Raw genomic sequence first — 17,559 nt, forward strand, 5'->3', positions numbered from 1 at the left:
ATTTTGCCATGTGATAAAACAGATTTTACATAAAAGTTTTTCTATAACATTAGCCTTTTTGGTGTTGTTTTCAACGGTATCTCTTACTATTGAAAAGCATTTTTGTGGTGATGTTTTAGTCGATGTTTCTATATTTTCGGAAGGAGAAAATTGTGGTATGAAGACCTTAGAAATCCAAAAAGCTGCTATTACCAAAATGAATTGTTGTAAAAATCAAGTAGATGTAGTGCAAGGTCAAAAGGACTTAGCTATAAAAACTTTTGACGATTTAGAATTTGAGCAACAAGTATTTTTAGCATCCTTTACCTATGCTTATCTTAATCTTTTTGAAGGTCTACCAAAACAAATTATTCCGAATAAAGATTACGCGCCACCAAACATAATTGTAGATATACAATTAATGAATGATACTTTCCTGATTTGATATATTAAGTGCCTTTTTTTGACTTCAATTTATTTGAAGTAGCTACTTATGCCGAAACCCTTCCGCATAAAAAAAATAATCTATTACTTAATAAAATACATGAAACATATATTATATATACTATTCATACTTCCGTTTGCTATCTTTTCGCAAGAGAAAATTAGCGGAACAGTTACGGAAGCCAATGAAAAAAACGAACAGTTACCTTTGTTTGGAGCAAATGTGTATTGGCTAGATACCGCTGTTGGTACCACTACAGATTATGACGGAAACTTTACAATTCCGTACCAAAATTCCTATACAAAATTAGTGATTAGCTATGTTGGTTTTAAAACAGATACCTTAACTATAACTAAGCCAAAAAAGATTCAAATACAATTAGAGGCAAAAAGTGAACTTGGTGAAGTTACCATCACCTCTAGAAAACAAGCAACAGCTAAATCGTATTTAAATGCAGCAAATACATTTACCGTAAGTAGTAAAGAATTGCTAAAAGCGGCTTGTTGTAATCTGTCGGAAAGTTTTGAAACCAATCCTTCCATAGACGTGAATTTTGCCGATGCGGTTACCGGAACAAGACAAATTAAAATGTTAGGATTAACAAGTCCGTATTTACTAATTGCAACAGAAAATATTCCATCTATTCGTGGCGCTTCACAGGCTTACGGATTGAGTTTTATTCCAGGAACTTGGGTAGAGAGTATTCAAATTACCAAAGGAGCAGGAAGTGTGGTTAATGGTTTTGAAAGTATTGCCGGACAAATAAATGCAGAGCTCGTAAAACCAACAACAGATGATAAATTGTTTGTAAACCTCTATGGTGCAAGTAATACACGTTTAGAATTAAATACGCATTTTAATACTAAAGTGAGTGAAAAATGGGCCACAGGAATTTATTTACATGGTAACATGCACAATAAAAAACATGATGTTAATGAGGATGGCTTTATGGATATGCCAACATACAATCAAGTAAATGTAATGAACCGTTGGCAATACACGAATCAAGAAAAAGGATTTGTAAGCTTTATTAATTTTAAGTTTTTAAATGACGAAAAACAAACGGGACAAGTAGATTTTGATCCAAAAACAGATAGAGGAACCACCAATGCTTGGGGAGGAGAAATAGATACGCAAAGATATGAAGTGTCTGCAAAGCTTGGCTATGTAAATCCCGAAATCCCTTGGCAAACCATTGGCGTACAAACAGCTTTTAGTAGTCATAAACAAGATTCTTATTTTGGATTAAATGACTATGATATTAGCCAAAACAGTTTGTATACAAATGTTATCTATAACTCTATTATTGGAGATTCTAGAAGTAAGTTTAAAACGGGGATAAGCTATACTTATGACCATTATGATGAAATGGTAAATGCTATAGATTACGGAAGAATGGAAACTTCTGTTGGTGCCTTTTTTGAATATGCTTATGATAATTTAAAAAACTTAAATGTTACCGCAGGAATACGTGTAGACTCTCATAATTTATTAGGAACATTTGTTACACCAAGAGTACATGCTAGATATAGCCCTTGGGGGAAATCTGCCTTACGTGCTTCCTTTGGAAGAGGGAAACGTAGTGCTAGTATTTTTGCTGAAAATCAAAACGTTTTTGCGACTTCAAGAGCTATAAATATTTTAAATACGGACGGAAAAATCTATGGACTGGATCCGGAAATAGCATGGAATTACGGAGTTTCCTTTTTACAAGGATTTAATCTGTTTAATAGAAAAGCAGATATTACTTTGGATTATTATAGAACCGATTTTCAAAACCAAGTGGTTGTAGATTATGAAAATCCCCAAGAAGTAAACTTCTATAATTTAGAAGGAGATAGTTATGCGAATAGTTTTCAGGCGGAAATGAATTATAATATGTTCGAACGTTTCGATTTGCGTATAGCGTATAAATATTATGACGTGCAAACGCAATATGGTTCAGAAAAACTAGAAAAACCTTTAGTTTCAAAAAATAGATTTTTTGCAAATGCATCTTATGAAACTGGTATTAAAGAAGGAAAAACGGCACATTGGAAAATGGATGCTACCTTTAATTGGTTAGGGAAACAACGTTTTTCATCTACAGCGAGCAATCCTTTGCAATATCAACTTTCAGAATATTCACCAACAGTAGGGACTTTAAATCTGCAAATAACCAAAGTGTTTTCTCCAAAATTTGAAGTATATTTAGGTGGAGAAAATGTGACCAATGTTAGGCAGAACAATCCTATTTTGGGAGCAGACGATCCTTTTGGCGCAAATTTTGATACCACATTTGTATACGGTCCTATATATGGATCTAACTATTATGCCGGATTACGATTTAAAATACAGTAAAAAATAAAAATAAGTTTAATAAAAAGATTTCCACCTTCGTGGAAATAAAAAAAAGAAGATTATTATGAAAAAAACAATAGCATTACTAGTTCTATTATTTGTAGGAGTAACCACTTTTGCGCAAAACAAAAATGCAAAAGCATCGATTGAAGTAGATGGCGTTTGCGGTATGTGTAAAGACCGAATTGAAAAAGCATGCTTCAAAATTAAAGGTGTTAAATCTGCAATTTGGAGTGTAGAAACACATGAGTTGCAACTTATTTATAATGAGGCGAAAACCAATTTAAATGAAATTCATACTAGTATTGCAGCAGTAGGTCATGATACTAAAGATTTAAAAGCGACAGATGAAGCATATAATAGCGTACATCCTTGTTGTCAATATAGAGATGAGGAAGTTAAAGAAGATCATAAATAGTAAAAAGAGTAAATAGATATTATAAAAGCCTGAATATTAATTCAGGCTTTTATATTTTTACCATATGCCATACCGAATTTATGTTATCGAATTATCGAAACGGGTGTTTACCGAAAATGCCAAGTTTAGAAATGCCAATCCGCAATTTAATGGCGTATTGCAATGCTTGTATGTTGGTATGACTAGCAAAACACCAAAAGAACGTTTTCTACAACATAAAACAGGCTACAGAAATAAGAAAGGATATAAGCTATCTTCCAATATTGTTGAGAAATACGGACTCTATCTTCGTCCGAGTTTATATAATCACATAGATCCAATTACATCCAGAGCAGAAGCTTTAAAAATGGAAGAAACTCTAGCTTTAGAGTTACGCAGACAGCGTTATGCGGTTTGGTTTAATTGAAAAGAATTTTATAATTTATTCTTGTATGGAAATTTACATCTTAAATAAAGTGTGTATCTAAGAATAGATAAGGAGATTCAATTGGTTATTATTAAGTGTAATTCAATAAAAAAGTTAGAACAATTGTTCTAACTTTTTTATTATGTGGAGGTTAACTAAGTAAAGTTTTTGGTAAAAGTTACCGTTTGTCGTTTTTTTTAAGAGAGTAATCGAGTAAATTAATTTATAGATTATTAAATGAAGATGTTTGTGGTCTACTACGATATTTTTGTATACAGTTTGTAACTGTTTGTAATTTATCGCTTTAGATATCTTCCCTCAAGATTTTAATTTTAAATTAAATAGTCCCAAACTATTAAAACTTAAACCCAAACCTAAATATCTAGCATTGATATTGATTTCATGCTATTGTATTTAAAATGATTACCTACTTATGAAAAATCACTTACGATTCTTTGCACTTTTTTTAAGCTTGTTTACTTGCAGTTTAGTAACCTATTCTCAAAATATAAAAGATGTTGATAATGATGGTGTCATTAATAGTATAGATGTTGATGATGACAATGATGGTATTTTAGATACTATAGAATGTCCAGCAATTTCTGGAGCAGCTTCTCCAAAATCAGATGCAATAAGTTGGTCTAAAAACGAATTGGATGTTTTTGTTATAGGGAACAATACTACTGGGTTAGGTTATCAAGAATCGGGTTTTCAACAAGAAGTTTATAGTAAAGGACAAACACTAACCGTTTTAAATGGTGCTAGTGATTATGTGTTTCCTTCTAGTTCTTATACACCAGGAACAGCAGCAACAAGTATTGGTGCTTTTGCTAATGGAACCTTGTCTTTTGAAGATAATTATGTATACAGATCTTATGATATAGACCAATTTAGAGCAACAACAGCTGGTGGTTTTGTCTCTGGGGACTCTGGCTCAGCTGTCTATATATATCCAGAAGTTGGAAATCAAACAGGAGATTATTACGCTGTAGATATTAATTTTACAGAACCAGTTGCTTCTTTTAGTTTTGATATGGTAGATATATATGATACCAATTCAGATACTGCTGTAGTTAATTATGAAGTTTATGCTGATGATGTTTTAGTCGCTTATTTTAGTGATTCCTATTTTGGAAATGATGCAACAGGAAATATAGATATATTTGATGCGGATGGCGTTTTAAAAGGTTCTTTGCGTGCTGGTCAAAATTTAGAAAATACGATTGGTTTTGCAACCGAAAACATGATAAGTAAAGTTACGGTAAAGCATATTGTTATTTCAGGTAACTTAGCTGCTGCAACGCATGATCCTCACGGATTGGATACTTTTGCATATAGTTTTTTATGTGCGAACCAAATAGATTTAGATGATGATAATGATGGTATTCCAGATAATATTGAAGCACAACCTACAGTAGGTTATATCGCTCCAAGTGGAACCGTAAATACTACAGGTCTTTATCCTGGTTTATGGGATAATTATGGAACAGGAATTACTCCTGTAAATACAGACGGAACAGACTTACCAGATTATTTAGATTTAGATGCAGACAATGATGGAATTCCAGATATTCAAGAGAATGGTATGGCAAATGCTATTGTGAATAATGATACCGATAATGATGGTTTAGATAATATCTTTGAAGGAAGTAATACCAATGACTATTTTGATGTAAACGATGAAATAAATGATCCTACAAATCTTACTATTTTGCCAGATACAGATGGTGATTTATCTGCTGGTGGCGATTTAGATTATAGGGATGATATCGAGATTTTTATAGAATCTGCAACTTTAGACTTTGATGGTGTAGATGATTATTTAGATACAGATCCTTATATCACTAACTGGAGAAATGGTACCATAATGAGTTGGGTTAAAATTGAGCATACCTCAGATGGAAATTTGCCAAACCTATACAGTATTGCTGGTCAAGAAAATATGAGGTTGTATGTAACTGCTGGTAGAACACCTGCGTTTTATGTTATAACACAAGATCAGGTTACTGCAGGTAGTAGTTACCCAGCAAATAATATTCAAGTACAACCAGATCCTTCCTTTAATGTGAAGCTTAAAAATGATTTATGGTACCATGTAGCTGGTGTCTTTAATTCTGCAGATCAAACGGTGAAGTTATATTTAAATGGAAAATTAGTTGGAACCACAACAGATGCTAATTTAAACTCCAAATTAATAACTGAAAATTTTAATGGAACCCCTCATGTTTATTCAACAAGAGAATTTACAATAGGAAGATATCCAACAAACACAAGTGTTGCTGGTTCTGGACATTTTAAAGGAGATATCGATGAAGTAAGAGTCTTTGATGCTGCTTTAACAGATGAGCAAGTGCAACAAATGGTGTACCAAGAAATTGAAAATAATTCAGGAGTGTTAAGAGGTACTATCATACCTAAAGATATTCAAGATTTAAATACTTCAGCAAAAGTGTCATGGAGTAATTTAAAAGGGTATTACCCAATGTCTAATATCACTAATATTACAACATCCGATTATTCTTCAAATAATAACGATTTAAAACTTCATAATATAAAAACTATTGTAGAGCAAACAGCACCTATGCCTTATGTTTCTACTTCTAATGGATCATGGACAACAGAAAACACATGGTTACATGGTCATGTATGGGATATTACAGATACTGCTACCAATAAAGATTGGAGCATCGTAAAAATAGAAAATGATGTAGATGCAAATCATCCAGTAAAGACTTTAGGTTTGTTTGTTGAAGAACATAAAGCCTTGACTATAAATGGGAGTAATCAAGTAAAAAATTCTTGGTATTTAGAATTAAATGGAACACTAGATTTAGATAACGACTCACAATTAATTCAGACAAAAAATAGTGATTTAGTAACCTCTGAAATAGGTAAAATATTAAGACGTCAAGAAGGAGCATCAAGCTATTATTGGTATAACTATTGGAGTTCGCCTGTAGGAGTAACGGCAGCTACTAGTTTAACAGATAATAATGCTTTAGGAGATAATGCAAATAACACCGTGTTTAGCTTAAATATGTTAAAAGATGAGGACGCAAACAACATGTTATTTACAAGTGCAAATCATCAAATAAATAAGTTAAGTACCAGGTGGATGTATACCTATGAAAATGGAGTAACTTATTACGATTGGGGAACCGTAACACCAAGCACAAATATAAACCCAGGAATTGGTTATATTCATAAAGGAACAGGAACAGAACAACAATATATATTTGAAGGGAAACCTAACAATGGAACCATAAAAATAGGAGTAGATGATGTTGGAGGATCAGGATCTGTACCAGGAGTATCTAAAACCGAATACCTTTTAGGTAACCCGTATGCATCTGCAATAGATATTCATAAATTTATAGATGATAATGCTTCTGTTTTAGAAGGAAGTATTCAATTATGGCAACAATGGTCGGGTATATCACATGTAACTACAGAATATGAAGGTGGTTATGCACAAGTAAATAAAACGGGAGCTGTAAAAGCATACCAGTTTGTTGGAGGATTAGGTGCAAATAATAACGAACAAGATGGAACCAAAGCACCAACCAAATATTTACCAGTCGGTCAGAGTTTTATGGCCGAAATAAAGAATACGGGGTCTCTAGTATTTAAAAATAGCCAACGTGTATTTATTAAAGAAGCAGATGCAGATGGATCTGAATATAATGGTTCTGTGTTTTTTAGAACAACAGAAGGTGTTTCCAATGGATCAACCATGAGTAAATTACGATTGGAGTTTAAAGCCTTAGATGGTCAAGCTACAAGAAGAGAATTATTATTAGGTTTTAGTGATGCTACTACAGATGGCTATGACTATGGATACGAAGCAAAAAACACAGACGATAATCATGATGATTTAAACCTGTTATTAGATGGTGAAAATATGATCATACAATCGTATGCTGCAATAACGGAAGATAAAGTAGTGCCTTTAGCATTAAAAACATCTGGAAACAATAGTTATAGCATTCAAATATCTGAAATAGATAATATAGCAGAAGACCAAGAGATTTATTTAAAAGATAATCTTACCGATACGTATTATAACTTACGTCAAGATCTAGCATATACATTTTCATCGGAAGCTGGAGTATTTAATGAGCGTTTTGAAATTGTATTTACAAGCCAAAGACTAAGCACAGAGGAAGTAACGGTAAATAATAATACTGTAATTTATTACAACAATTCAAGTAGTTTGTTATATGTAAAAGGATTAAATACATCGAGTAATGTAAGTTTAATAAACATGTTAGGGCAAACGGTTTATACTAAATCTAATGTGTCTTATAATACATTAGAAAACGGAATGTCTATACAAAGTTTAGCAACTGGAATTTACATAGTAAGTATAAAAACACAAGAAAATCAAACACTAAATAAAAAGATAGTTATTGAGTAATGTGCTATTAATCTGTGACTATAATTAGAGATTGACTTAATTGTCAATCTCTTTTTTTTTAAAATTATTTGTACTAATTGCACATTAGTATAAAATTTAAAAATCAGTTAATGCACGTTTTGTGTGGCTTAAAATGAATTGTATAAGCATAGAAAGGGGTATGTAAATGCGGGCTTAATCTTCGTCTGAGTTTATACAAGTATATAGTTCTAATTACTATTATAACAGCAGTTTTAAAGCTAGAAAAAACTCTAGTTTTAGAGTTGCCTATATAGCAGTATGCGGTTTGGTTTGAATGGTTTTGACTATGTGAAAAAAATCCTGTAAATTCGTTTGCAACTTATATAATTTGTTGATAAACATAGTCAAGAAGTGCCCCGATTCCATAAAAAAATATGAAATATAAATTATTTTTAATTATAGTACTATACGCTGTTTTTTCTTTTTCACAATGTTTTGATTGTGGGCAGAATATTGGAGGATGGGCAGATGATCACGCTCGAGACTTGGTTAAAGCTTCAGATGGAATTATCCTATCTAGTGTATTAAATAATTATGATGAAGGACTTATCGAAAAATATGATTTTAACTGTAACTTAATCTGGTCAATAGAATTACTAACAGACAATTCTAATTTTGGTTTACGTGTTTACAAAACAGCTATTGATGAAAATGACAATATTTACGCAATTATAGATAATCCTTATAATACTTTAGGCATTCAGACATTTAATGGAAACCAAATTCCGTATGGAATGAATGTTATTAAAATTGACAGTAATGGAATTGTTCAATGGATTAGTTTTCTTAATTACGGAGGGCAAGTTGGTATGCATTATTGGAATGGTAATTTGTTTATTGTAGGAGGTTACATCACCAAAATGGATACGGATGGCAATTTGTTAAATGAATTACAAATAGGAAGTCTAGGGAGTTCTATTTATGCGTCTGAGATTGATAATAATGGAAACATTTACTATACTAGCTCGCCTAGTAATAGTAACCTTAATTATCTTACCAAAATAAATTCGAATTTAGAAATACAGTGGGAAAACCGATTCAATAATGATAATAATTCTAGATTCTCTCCTACAAAGGTTTATTATAATGAGACTAATAACAAGCTGTATATTTGGGGAAGACACGCATTGGCTACAACAATCTTGGGTGTGAATTTCCCAGCTAGTAATTGTGGTTCTAATCAAACAAGCAGTTTTGTTATAGAGTTAAGTACAAATGATGGTAGTTTAGAAAATCATTTCATTTTTGACAATTGTGGACCTTCGGGTTCTTCTGGAAATGGAATTACTAACGTTTTTGAAAAAGGATTTATGACTCATAAAGATAATAAGTTATATGTACTATCTTGTTTTAGAGGCGATGTAATGTTAGGAAACAATAATTTGTTTTCCGTAAATAGTAATGGCGTTATTAATAGAAATTTAGTTCTTTATTATATTGATTTAAATGATTTTAGTTCAACCTTATTATTAACTTCTGCTGGAGATAATTATTGGCCTGGGGTTGCTTTTAATGATTTTCCTGCATCTATAGCTATAGAAGATAACGACATTTATTTAAGTTCTACATTCATGAGCCATCCGATGGAAATAAATGGTGTAAACATTGCCAATAATAGTGGTAATAACGCAAGAGATGTCATGCTCTTTAAATATAAATTAGACCAAAATGATATTAGTAGTGTTCTTAGTTCTGAGAATACATGCATTAATGATGCTAGTATTTTTTCTTTAGCAGGAGTTTTTGATTCAGTAGCTTGGGACTTTGATGATCCTGCATCTGGTTTAAATAATATCTCTAATTTAAATGCGCCGAGCCATACCTTTTCAAGTATAGGGAATTACAACGTTACTGTATTAGTTACTTGTGGAACGGAATCTGAAACTATATCTCTGGAAGTTGTTATTAGCGATAGTCCTACAGTGAATCAAATAGGGGATTTGTATAGCTGTGAAGACACTTTTGGAAGTCAAATATCTAGTTCTTTTGACACGGCTAGTATTGCAAGTGATTTAATTGGAAATCAAACAGGTCTATCTATTCAATATTTTGATGGAAATGGATATGAATTGCCAAGTCCTCTTTCAAATCCAATGTCAAACTCTATATTAGGTCAAGAAACAATAATTGCAAGAATAGCTAATACTGATAATATTACATGTTATACTGAAGTCTCATTCGATTTAATTGTTGAAGATCTTCCCGAAATTTTTCAAATTGCAGACATTCATGAATGTGATGCTGGTAACGGTTTTGCTGAGTTTGATTTGTCAAATGTAAGTGGTCCTCTTACCGCTAATTCATCGAGTTTAAATGTGTCTTTTTATGACAGTGATAATAATGTGATTCCCGGAAACTCATTACAAACGTATTCCAATATGTATCCTAATGAAGATTTTGTTGTGGCAAGAGTGGCAAACGGTATCAACCCTTGTTTTTCGGAAACAACTATTCGTTTAGTGGTTGATCCATTACCTATAGCAAATACTGTTAACACCTTATATGCATGTGATGATAATGCAGATGGTATATCCGAATATTTTAATACATCAAACATAGAAAACCAAGTTCTAAATGGGCAAACAGGAATGCATGTAACGTATTATTTAGAAAGTGGTACGCCATTACCAAGTCCGCTACCAAATCCGTTTACAAACAACATCCCAAATAATCAAAATATAATTGTGCGAGTTACTAATATAAATACCACTTGTTACAAGGAAACCACTCTGGAATTACAAACTATAACACAACCAAATATTAACCAACCAGATAATTTATATGCTTGTAATCAGGGAGATGGTTATACCGAATTTGATACTGCTTTATTAGAAGAACAGATTATTGGTAGTCAAACTGGATTAACGATACATTATTATGATGCTAGTAATATTGAATTATCAAGTCCGCTACCCACTTTATTTCAGAATACAGAGCCATATCAACAGACTATTTATGTGAAGATTGAAGATGCGTCGAATACCTTATGTTTTTCGGAAACATCCTTTGATTTAATAGTAAATAAACTTCCAGAAGCGGATTTAGAAGAAAGCTATTTTATCTGTAATTTAGAACCTTCTATGGTGTTATCTGTAGATTCAAATTATTCTTCTTATCAATGGCAATTTGAAGATGGAACTATAGTTTCTTCTTCCTCTACGGCAGAAATAATAAATGAAGGAAACTACGTTTTAACTGTTACCAATTTAGAGAACAATATTATTTGTGAGAATGTATTCTCTTTTAATTTAATTCGCTCTGTTTTGCCGGAGATACAAAATGTAAACCATGGGGAATTAGGAAACAATTATATGGAGATAATCGCGTCTGGTGATGGTGATTTTGAATATTCCATTAATGGTGTTCATTATCAAAATAGTAATTATTTTTCTAATGTAGAAGGAGGTACTTATACCGTATTTGTAAAAGATAAAGATGGTTGCGGACAGGATTCTACAGAAATAACCATTATTGATTATCCGAAACTATTTACTCCTAATAATGATAGATATAATGATTATTGGCAAATAGAAGGAGTTACTAAATTTCCTAATGCTACAATATTGATATTTGATAGATACGGAAAAATAATAAAACAACTTTCGACAAGTAGTTTGGGTTGGGATGGAACTTTTAATGGAAATCCATTGAATACAAATGATTATTGGTTTACAGTAGATCTTGGGAATGGTAAATCTTTCTCAGGACATTTTACTTTAAAAAGATAATAGTCTAGAATCTAACTTACCTCTAGTTTGCTTTTGCTCCTAAAGTATAAAGTGATATTAAAAATATTAAGCTTATATAAAAAAACACTTCTAGAAATATATCTAGAAGCGTTTTTAATAATTGCGTGTCTTGGTGATTCATGGAAGTCTCATCTTATATCCGTAAGAGTGAGTTAACCAGTCTACAGCGAATTGCTGTTACATCATTCCTGGCATACCGCCACCCATTCCTCCTGGCATTCCAGCAGGAGTATCTTCTTTAATATCTATTAAAGCACATTCTGTAGTTAAGATCATTCCAGCAACAGAAGCAGCATTTTCTAATGCGATTCTAGTTACTTTTTTAGGATCTATAATTCCAGCTTTAAGCATATCTACATATTGATCTGTTTTAGCATCGTAACCAAAGTCTTTTTTACCTTCTAATACTTTGTTTATAACAACACTTCCTTCACCACCTGCATTTTCTACAATGGTACGTAAAGGAGCTTCAATTGCTCTGTTTACAATTTGTACACCAGTTGTTTCGTCTAAGTTTTCAGTAGTAATTTTTTCTAGTACTTTTTTAGCGCGCACTAAAGCAACACCACCACCAGCAACAATACCTTCTTCTACAGCTGCACGTGTAGCATGTAAAGCATCATCTACTCGGTCTTTCTTTTCTTTCATTTCAACTTCACTAGCAGCACCAACATAAAGTACAGCAACACCTCCAGCAAGTTTCGCTAAACGTTCTTGAAGTTTTTCTTTATCATAATCACTAGTTGTAGTTTCTACTTGTGATTTAATTTGATTTACTCTGTTTTTAATCAAACTTTTTTCTCCTGCTCCATTAACAACAGTAGTGTTGTCTTTATCTATTGTAATGCGTTCTGCAGTACCAAGCATTTCTAATGTTGTGTTTTCTAAAGTAAATCCTCTTTCTTCAGAAATAACAGTTCCACCAGTTAAGATAGCGATATCTTCTAACATTGCTTTACGTCTGTCTCCAAAACCAGGAGCTTTAACTGCTGCAATTTTTAAAGAACCACGTAATTTATTTACTACTAAAGTAGCAAGTGCTTCACCATCTACATCTTCTGCAATAATTAATAATGGTTTTCCAGATTGTGCAACAGGTTCAAGAACAGGTAGTAAATCTTTCATTGTAGATACTTTTTTATCATACAATAAAATGTAAGGATTTTCTAAATCGGTAATCATCTTGTCACTATCTGTAACAAAATAAGGAGATAAATAACCTCTATCAAACTGCATACCTTCCACAACATCTACATAGGTATCTGTTCCTTTAGCTTCTTCTACAGTGATAACACCTTCTTTACCAACTTTACCAAAAGCCATTGCAATTAAATCTCCAATAACATCATCGTTATTTGCAGAAATAGAAGCCACTTGTTTTATTTTGTCTGAAGAGTTACCAACTTTTTGTGTTTGTTTTTCTAAGTCTTCAACAATCGCTTTTACTGCTTTGTCAATTCCTCTTTTTAAATCCATAGGATTTGCGCCAGCTGCAACATTTTTTAAACCTTCTTTTACAATTGCTTGTGCAAGAACCGTTGCTGTAGTAGTACCATCACCTGCAAGATCATTTGTTTTACTTGCAACTTCTTTTACCATTTGCGCTCCCATATTTTCAAGAGGATCTTCTAATTCAATCTCTTTTGCAACAGAAACTCCATCTTTAGTTACTTGAGGAGCACCAAAACTTCTACTAATAATTACGTTTCGTCCTTTAGGACCTAGTGTTACTTTTACTGCGTTTGCTAATGCATCTACACCACGTTTTAAACCGTCGCGTGCATCTATGTCAAATTTTATGTCTTTTGCCATCGTTAAAATTTTATTTATCATTCCTACAAAAGCAGGAATCTTTTTAATTGAAATTAATTGTTTTATTGAGTAGATTCCGCATCAATTGCGGAATGACAGCCTAGATAATAGCCATAATATCTTCTTCACGCATCATTAAATAGTCATGACCATCTAATTTTAATTCGTTTCCTGAATATTTTCCGTAAAGAACAGTATCTCCAACTTTTACAGTTAGAGGTTCGTCTTTTTTACCTGATCCAATTGCTATAACTGTACCTTTATGTTGTTTTTCTTGAGCTGAATCTGGAATAAATAAACCTGATGCTGTCTGAGTTTCTGCCGGAAGTGGTTCTATTAAAACGCGATCTGCAAGTGGTTTGATGTTTACTTTACTCATTGTATATGTTTTTATTTATTAAAAATAGTTTTGTTGTTTTTAACGAAGCTAAAAATGTGCCAATAGAGTAGGACTGACAAAGTTGCCGAATGTCTCCATGTTATAAACTCGGAAAGTAGATTTTAGGCAAAAAAAAATGCCAACTTTAAAAAAGTTGGCATCTTGAATATTTTTTAAAACAGATTACTTTGCAGTATCTTCTGTTTGAGCAGGAGCTGTTGGTACTTCTATTGGTTGTACAATGTTATCTGTATCTAAAGCTTTAGATTCTGTAGTTGTTGTTCCATCGTTAATGGCAACGTTAGAAACTAAAATTAATACAATTAAAATAGTTGCAAGCGTCCATGTGCTTTTGTCTAAAAAGTCGGTTGTTTTTTGAACACCACCTAACTGTTGTGTTCCACCACCACCAAAGGATGAAGATAATCCGCCACCTTTTGGGTTTTGTACCATTATTACTACAACTAGCAAAAATGCTACCACTACTATTAATATTAAAAATACTGTAAACATGTTGTTATTCTTTATTGTTTTGTTCTTGTAATTGTTTTACTGCCTTAATTTGGTCTGCAAAGAAACCACTTTTTTCTGGATATTTCAAACTTAATATTTTATAAGATTGTAATGCCTTTTTATAGTTTTTTTGCTCCACATAAATCCGCGCTAATGTTTCGGTCATTAGTGCCTCTGGTTGTATCATTTGCGCTTCGGCAATATTAACATTTACTTTAGCTGTTTTTGTAGGCTTTAGTTTTGGATTTTTTGTTATAAAACGCTCTATAAGATCAAATTTCTTCTCCTTTTCTGTTTTTATTTCTTCTACAACTTCTTGTTTTTCTTCGCGTTGAATAGGAGTGAACTTTGCAAGTTTTAGCCATTCGTTAAACGAATGTGTTTCTGTATTTTCAAACTCTAAAGGTTTGCCAATGTTTAAAACCTCGTTAGGTGAAGTTTCTTTTGTCGTTATACTTTCTTCCGGTTTTTCGATTTTTTCTGAAACCTCTAAACTAAAGTTAGCAATTTTGGAGCGTTCTATTTTTGGCTGAAATAATTCAGGATCTAAAACACCAGTGGTGTCTTTTATTTGCTGCCTTAAAGCATCATCTAAAGTAACATTTTTGTTTACCGAAATATCTTCTACATCCACAGTGATATCTTTTACATGTTCGGTGTTTTGTTTGATGTGCTGCGAGATTTCGTTTTGAAGAAATTTTTGAGAAGTAATATAATCAAACAAAATACTTCTGTCTGTAGTGTAACTTGCTGTCTTTTTAAGTTCTTGGTTGTAGTTAAAACTTTCTTTGTTTTTTAATCCTTTTAAATAAATGGCTCTTGCAGATTGACAATACGGAAATGCATCCAAAACGGTTTTTAATGCTTCGGTGTCTGAAGCTGTAACCTGTTGTGGATGTTGTAATAATTGTATGAAATCTGTATTATTCATGGACTAAGTCAAATTTATTTTTACTGTAAACTGCGACTGCTAACCGTAAACTTTTTCACTACCACTTTGCTAGTGATGCATTAAAAATATCTTGTGTTAAACGTTCAAATATTTCTTCAAAAGCTGTTGTTTTTATCGTGCCTGTAAGTTGTTCGCTTCCTCCATAATCATAGTAAAAAGAGAAGCGTTGCTCAAAATCATCTTCTTCGTTTTTTTTGTTAAAAAAGCGCACGTTTACACCTATAGTTAAACGGTTTTGTGCTGCTGTGTTTTCCGAAGTTGCTGTGGTTGGAGAAATTCTATATTCTATAATTTCACCTTCGTAAATCAAATCTGCATTAGAATTCACCAAACTTAAATTGGTTTGGTTGGTGATTAGATCTTGTAATGCTATAGTGAAATCTCTATTTAAACCTGGTTCTACTAGAATAGCATTGTTTTGAAAATAATTTACCTGAAATGTTTTTACGTTCGAAGCTATCGAAGCTCCTGTGAAGGAGTATGGTCCACATGCAAAAAAGGTGGTTGTTAGTAGTAAAAGGAATATGTGTTTTGTTTTTAACATTAAGTTACAATAATAAGATTCCTGCTTTCGCAGGAATGAATTAATACGTGTTTGGTTTTTTCATTGTTATGTATGCATAAATATACCCTGCATTATCTGCAACATCAAAATCGGCATTAATAAGTCGGTAACCTTGGTAGTGTTTTTCATTAATTAGGTCTTCGGCTTCTTGTCTTATGACTTCCGAACTATTAGGACGAAAAGATTTTTTTATTAAAAATATTTCTACTGCTTTCATCTATGCTATAATTATTCAAAAATAACTTTTTTAAACTTTTATTTACTTAAAGTTTTGTTACAAATCGAATTGTTTTATTTTTCTATATAAAGTACGCTCGCTTATACCAAGTTCTGCAGCTGCTAACTTGCGTTTTCCTTGATGACGTTCTAATGATTTTTTAATTAATTCTAATTCTTTATCGTGTAACGAAAGTGTTTCCTCTTCCTCAATTTCTTCTGCAAAATGATACTTGTCCGATGCATCTTGAAGAGTTTCTGGATTTGCATTTTGCGAAATAGAAAGTACTTTTAAATCTTCTTTTTCTTCTTCTTCATAATCGGTATCCTCTTCGTTACCATATATCTTCTGAATTAAACCTTCGTTTTTTTCTTGTACTTCTGTTGCGTTACCATTTTTCATGAGTTCCATAGTAAGCTTTTTAAGGTCGTTTAAATCTGCTTTCATATCAAATAAAACCTTGTACAATATTTCGCGCTCATTACTAAAATCACTTTCTGCTTTGGTGTTTTTTATAACAGCAGGTAGGTTGGTGGTTCCTGTTGGTAAATACCCTTGAAGTACTTCGGCATTTATGGTACGATTTTTCTCTAAAACCGAAATTTGTTCTGCAACATTACGTAATTGTCTAATGTTACCAGACCATCTAAATTTCAACAATACAGGTATCGCATCCTCTGTTAATTTAATAGTTGGCATTTTGTATTTTAATGCAAAGTCACTAGCAAATTTTCTAAATAGTAAATGTATGTCTTCTTTACGTTCCCGAAGTGCTGGAAGGTGAATCTCAATAGTACTTAATCTATAATATAAATCTTCTCTAAATTTTTCTTTTTTAATAGCTTCAAACATATTTACGTTTGTCGCTGCAACAATACGGACATCTGTTTTTTGTACTTTACTAGAACCTACTTTTATAAATTCGCCATTTTCAAGAACACGAAGTAAACGTACTTGTGTAGTTAATGGTAGCTCGCCAACTTCATCTAAAAAAATGGTTCCTCCATCTGCGACTTCAAAATACCCATTTCTGGTCGATGTTGCTCCTGTAAACGCTCCTTTTTCGTGACCAAAAAGTTCAGAGTCTATGGTTCCTTCCGGGATTGCTCCACAGTTTACTGCTATATATTTACCATGCTTTCTGTGTGAAAGCGAATGTATAATTTTGGGAATACTCTCTTTACCAACACCAGATTCTCCAGTTACTAAAACCGAAATATCTGTTGGTGCTACTTGAATGGCTTTTTCTATGGCACGATTAAGTGTTGGGTCGTTACCAATAATACCGAAACGTTGTTTTGTTGCTTGAATGGATTCCATATCATTTCCTGCGAAGGCAGGAACTT

The 17,559-nt window shown here is 32.4% G+C and carries 13 protein-coding genes; 6 read left to right on the top strand and 7 right to left on the bottom strand.

Annotated elements, in window-relative coordinates; all coding sequences use genetic code 11:
• Positions 1–10 precede the first annotated feature (10 nt).
• From FG167_RS08660 to FG167_RS08685, 6 genes are all read left to right on the top strand, one after another.
• Entirely contained in the window at positions 11–424 is a 414-nt protein-coding gene (locus tag FG167_RS08660; protein WP_203461001.1) for a hypothetical protein, read from the top strand.
• 99 nt (positions 425–523) lie between these two features.
• Positions 524–2,764, top strand: coding sequence for a TonB-dependent receptor (locus FG167_RS08665; protein ID WP_203461002.1), 2,241 nt, complete (start codon positions 524–526; stop codon positions 2,762–2,764).
• A 64-nt stretch (positions 2,765–2,828) separates the two neighbouring features.
• Positions 2,829–3,182: a heavy-metal-associated domain-containing protein gene (locus tag FG167_RS08670; RefSeq protein ID WP_203461003.1), complete on the top strand. Its 354-nt coding sequence runs from the start codon at positions 2,829–2,831 to the stop codon at positions 3,180–3,182.
• Between the two features lie 64 nt (positions 3,183–3,246).
• A complete protein-coding gene (locus FG167_RS08675; RefSeq protein ID WP_203461004.1) occupies positions 3,247–3,588 on the top strand; it encodes a ribose-5-phosphate isomerase in 342 nt (113 codons plus the stop codon).
• A 433-nt stretch (positions 3,589–4,021) separates the two neighbouring features.
• The gene (locus tag FG167_RS08680; RefSeq protein WP_203461005.1) at positions 4,022–8,005 is read left to right on the top strand and encodes a LamG-like jellyroll fold domain-containing protein; all 3,984 of its coding nucleotides are present in this window, start codon (positions 4,022–4,024) and stop codon (positions 8,003–8,005) included.
• A 395-nt stretch (positions 8,006–8,400) separates the two neighbouring features.
• Complete coding sequence (locus tag FG167_RS08685) at positions 8,401–11,754, top strand: T9SS type B sorting domain-containing protein (protein ID WP_203461006.1); 3,354 nt, start codon at positions 8,401–8,403, stop codon at positions 11,752–11,754.
• A 198-nt stretch (positions 11,755–11,952) separates the two neighbouring features.
• Here FG167_RS08685 and groL read toward each other — a convergent pair whose 3' ends face one another.
• From groL to FG167_RS08720, 7 genes are all read right to left on the bottom strand, one after another.
• The gene (groL, locus tag FG167_RS08690; protein WP_203461007.1) at positions 11,953–13,587 is read right to left on the bottom strand and encodes a chaperonin GroEL; all 1,635 of its coding nucleotides are present in this window, start codon (positions 13,585–13,587) and stop codon (positions 11,953–11,955) included.
• 100 nt (positions 13,588–13,687) lie between these two features.
• Positions 13,688–13,966 carry a co-chaperone GroES gene (locus tag FG167_RS08695; protein ID WP_203461008.1) on the bottom strand — a complete coding sequence of 93 codons (279 nt, stop codon included), beginning with the start codon at positions 13,964–13,966 and terminating at the stop codon, positions 13,688–13,690.
• A gap of 183 nt (positions 13,967–14,149) precedes the next feature.
• Positions 14,150–14,479 carry a preprotein translocase subunit SecG gene (secG, locus tag FG167_RS08700; protein ID WP_203461009.1) on the bottom strand — a complete coding sequence of 110 codons (330 nt, stop codon included), beginning with the start codon at positions 14,477–14,479 and terminating at the stop codon, positions 14,150–14,152.
• Positions 14,480–14,483: 4 nt separating this feature from the next.
• Complete coding sequence (locus FG167_RS08705) at positions 14,484–15,410, bottom strand: hypothetical protein (RefSeq protein WP_203461010.1); 927 nt, start codon at positions 15,408–15,410, stop codon at positions 14,484–14,486.
• Between the two features lie 58 nt (positions 15,411–15,468).
• Entirely contained in the window at positions 15,469–15,975 is a 507-nt protein-coding gene (locus FG167_RS08710) for an LptE family protein (protein WP_203461011.1), read from the bottom strand.
• A 40-nt stretch (positions 15,976–16,015) separates the two neighbouring features.
• Positions 16,016–16,213, bottom strand: coding sequence for a hypothetical protein (locus tag FG167_RS08715; protein ID WP_203461012.1), 198 nt, complete (start codon positions 16,211–16,213; stop codon positions 16,016–16,018).
• Positions 16,214–16,270: 57 nt separating this feature from the next.
• Positions 16,271–17,533 (bottom strand): sigma-54-dependent Fis family transcriptional regulator, encoded by a 1,263-nt coding sequence (locus FG167_RS08720; protein WP_203461013.1) that lies wholly within the window; start codon positions 17,531–17,533, stop codon positions 16,271–16,273.
• Between the last annotated feature and the right edge of the window lie 26 nt (positions 17,534–17,559).

Origin of the sequence: Lacinutrix sp. WUR7 (genome assembly GCF_016864015.1) — a bacterium.
Lineage (GTDB): Bacteria > Bacteroidota > Bacteroidia > Flavobacteriales > Flavobacteriaceae > Oceanihabitans.

Bases quoted from the DNA above. Each gene is read 5' to 3' on its own strand.
- FG167_RS08665 (WP_203461002.1), top strand. From the start codon at position 524: ATGAAACATATATTATATATACTATTCATACTTCCGTTTGCTATCTTT.
- FG167_RS08670 (WP_203461003.1), top strand. From the start codon at position 2,829: ATGAAAAAAACAATAGCATTACTAGTTCTATTATTTGTAGGAGTAACC.
- FG167_RS08675 (WP_203461004.1), top strand. From the start codon at position 3,247: ATGCCATACCGAATTTATGTTATCGAATTATCGAAACGGGTGTTTACC.
- FG167_RS08680 (WP_203461005.1), top strand. From the start codon at position 4,022: ATGAAAAATCACTTACGATTCTTTGCACTTTTTTTAAGCTTGTTTACT.
- FG167_RS08685 (WP_203461006.1), top strand. From the start codon at position 8,401: ATGAAATATAAATTATTTTTAATTATAGTACTATACGCTGTTTTTTCT.
- groL (WP_203461007.1), bottom strand. From the start codon at position 13,587: ATGGCAAAAGACATAAAATTTGACATAGATGCACGCGACGGTTTAAAA.
- FG167_RS08695 (WP_203461008.1), bottom strand. From the start codon at position 13,966: ATGAGTAAAGTAAACATCAAACCACTTGCAGATCGCGTTTTAATAGAA.
- secG (WP_203461009.1), bottom strand. From the start codon at position 14,479: ATGTTTACAGTATTTTTAATATTAATAGTAGTGGTAGCATTTTTGCTA.
- FG167_RS08705 (WP_203461010.1), bottom strand. From the start codon at position 15,410: ATGAATAATACAGATTTCATACAATTATTACAACATCCACAACAGGTT.
- FG167_RS08710 (WP_203461011.1), bottom strand. From the start codon at position 15,975: ATGTTAAAAACAAAACACATATTCCTTTTACTACTAACAACCACCTTT.
- FG167_RS08715 (WP_203461012.1), bottom strand. From the start codon at position 16,213: ATGAAAGCAGTAGAAATATTTTTAATAAAAAAATCTTTTCGTCCTAAT.
- FG167_RS08720 (WP_203461013.1), bottom strand. From the start codon at position 17,533: ATGGAATCCATTCAAGCAACAAAACAACGTTTCGGTATTATTGGTAAC.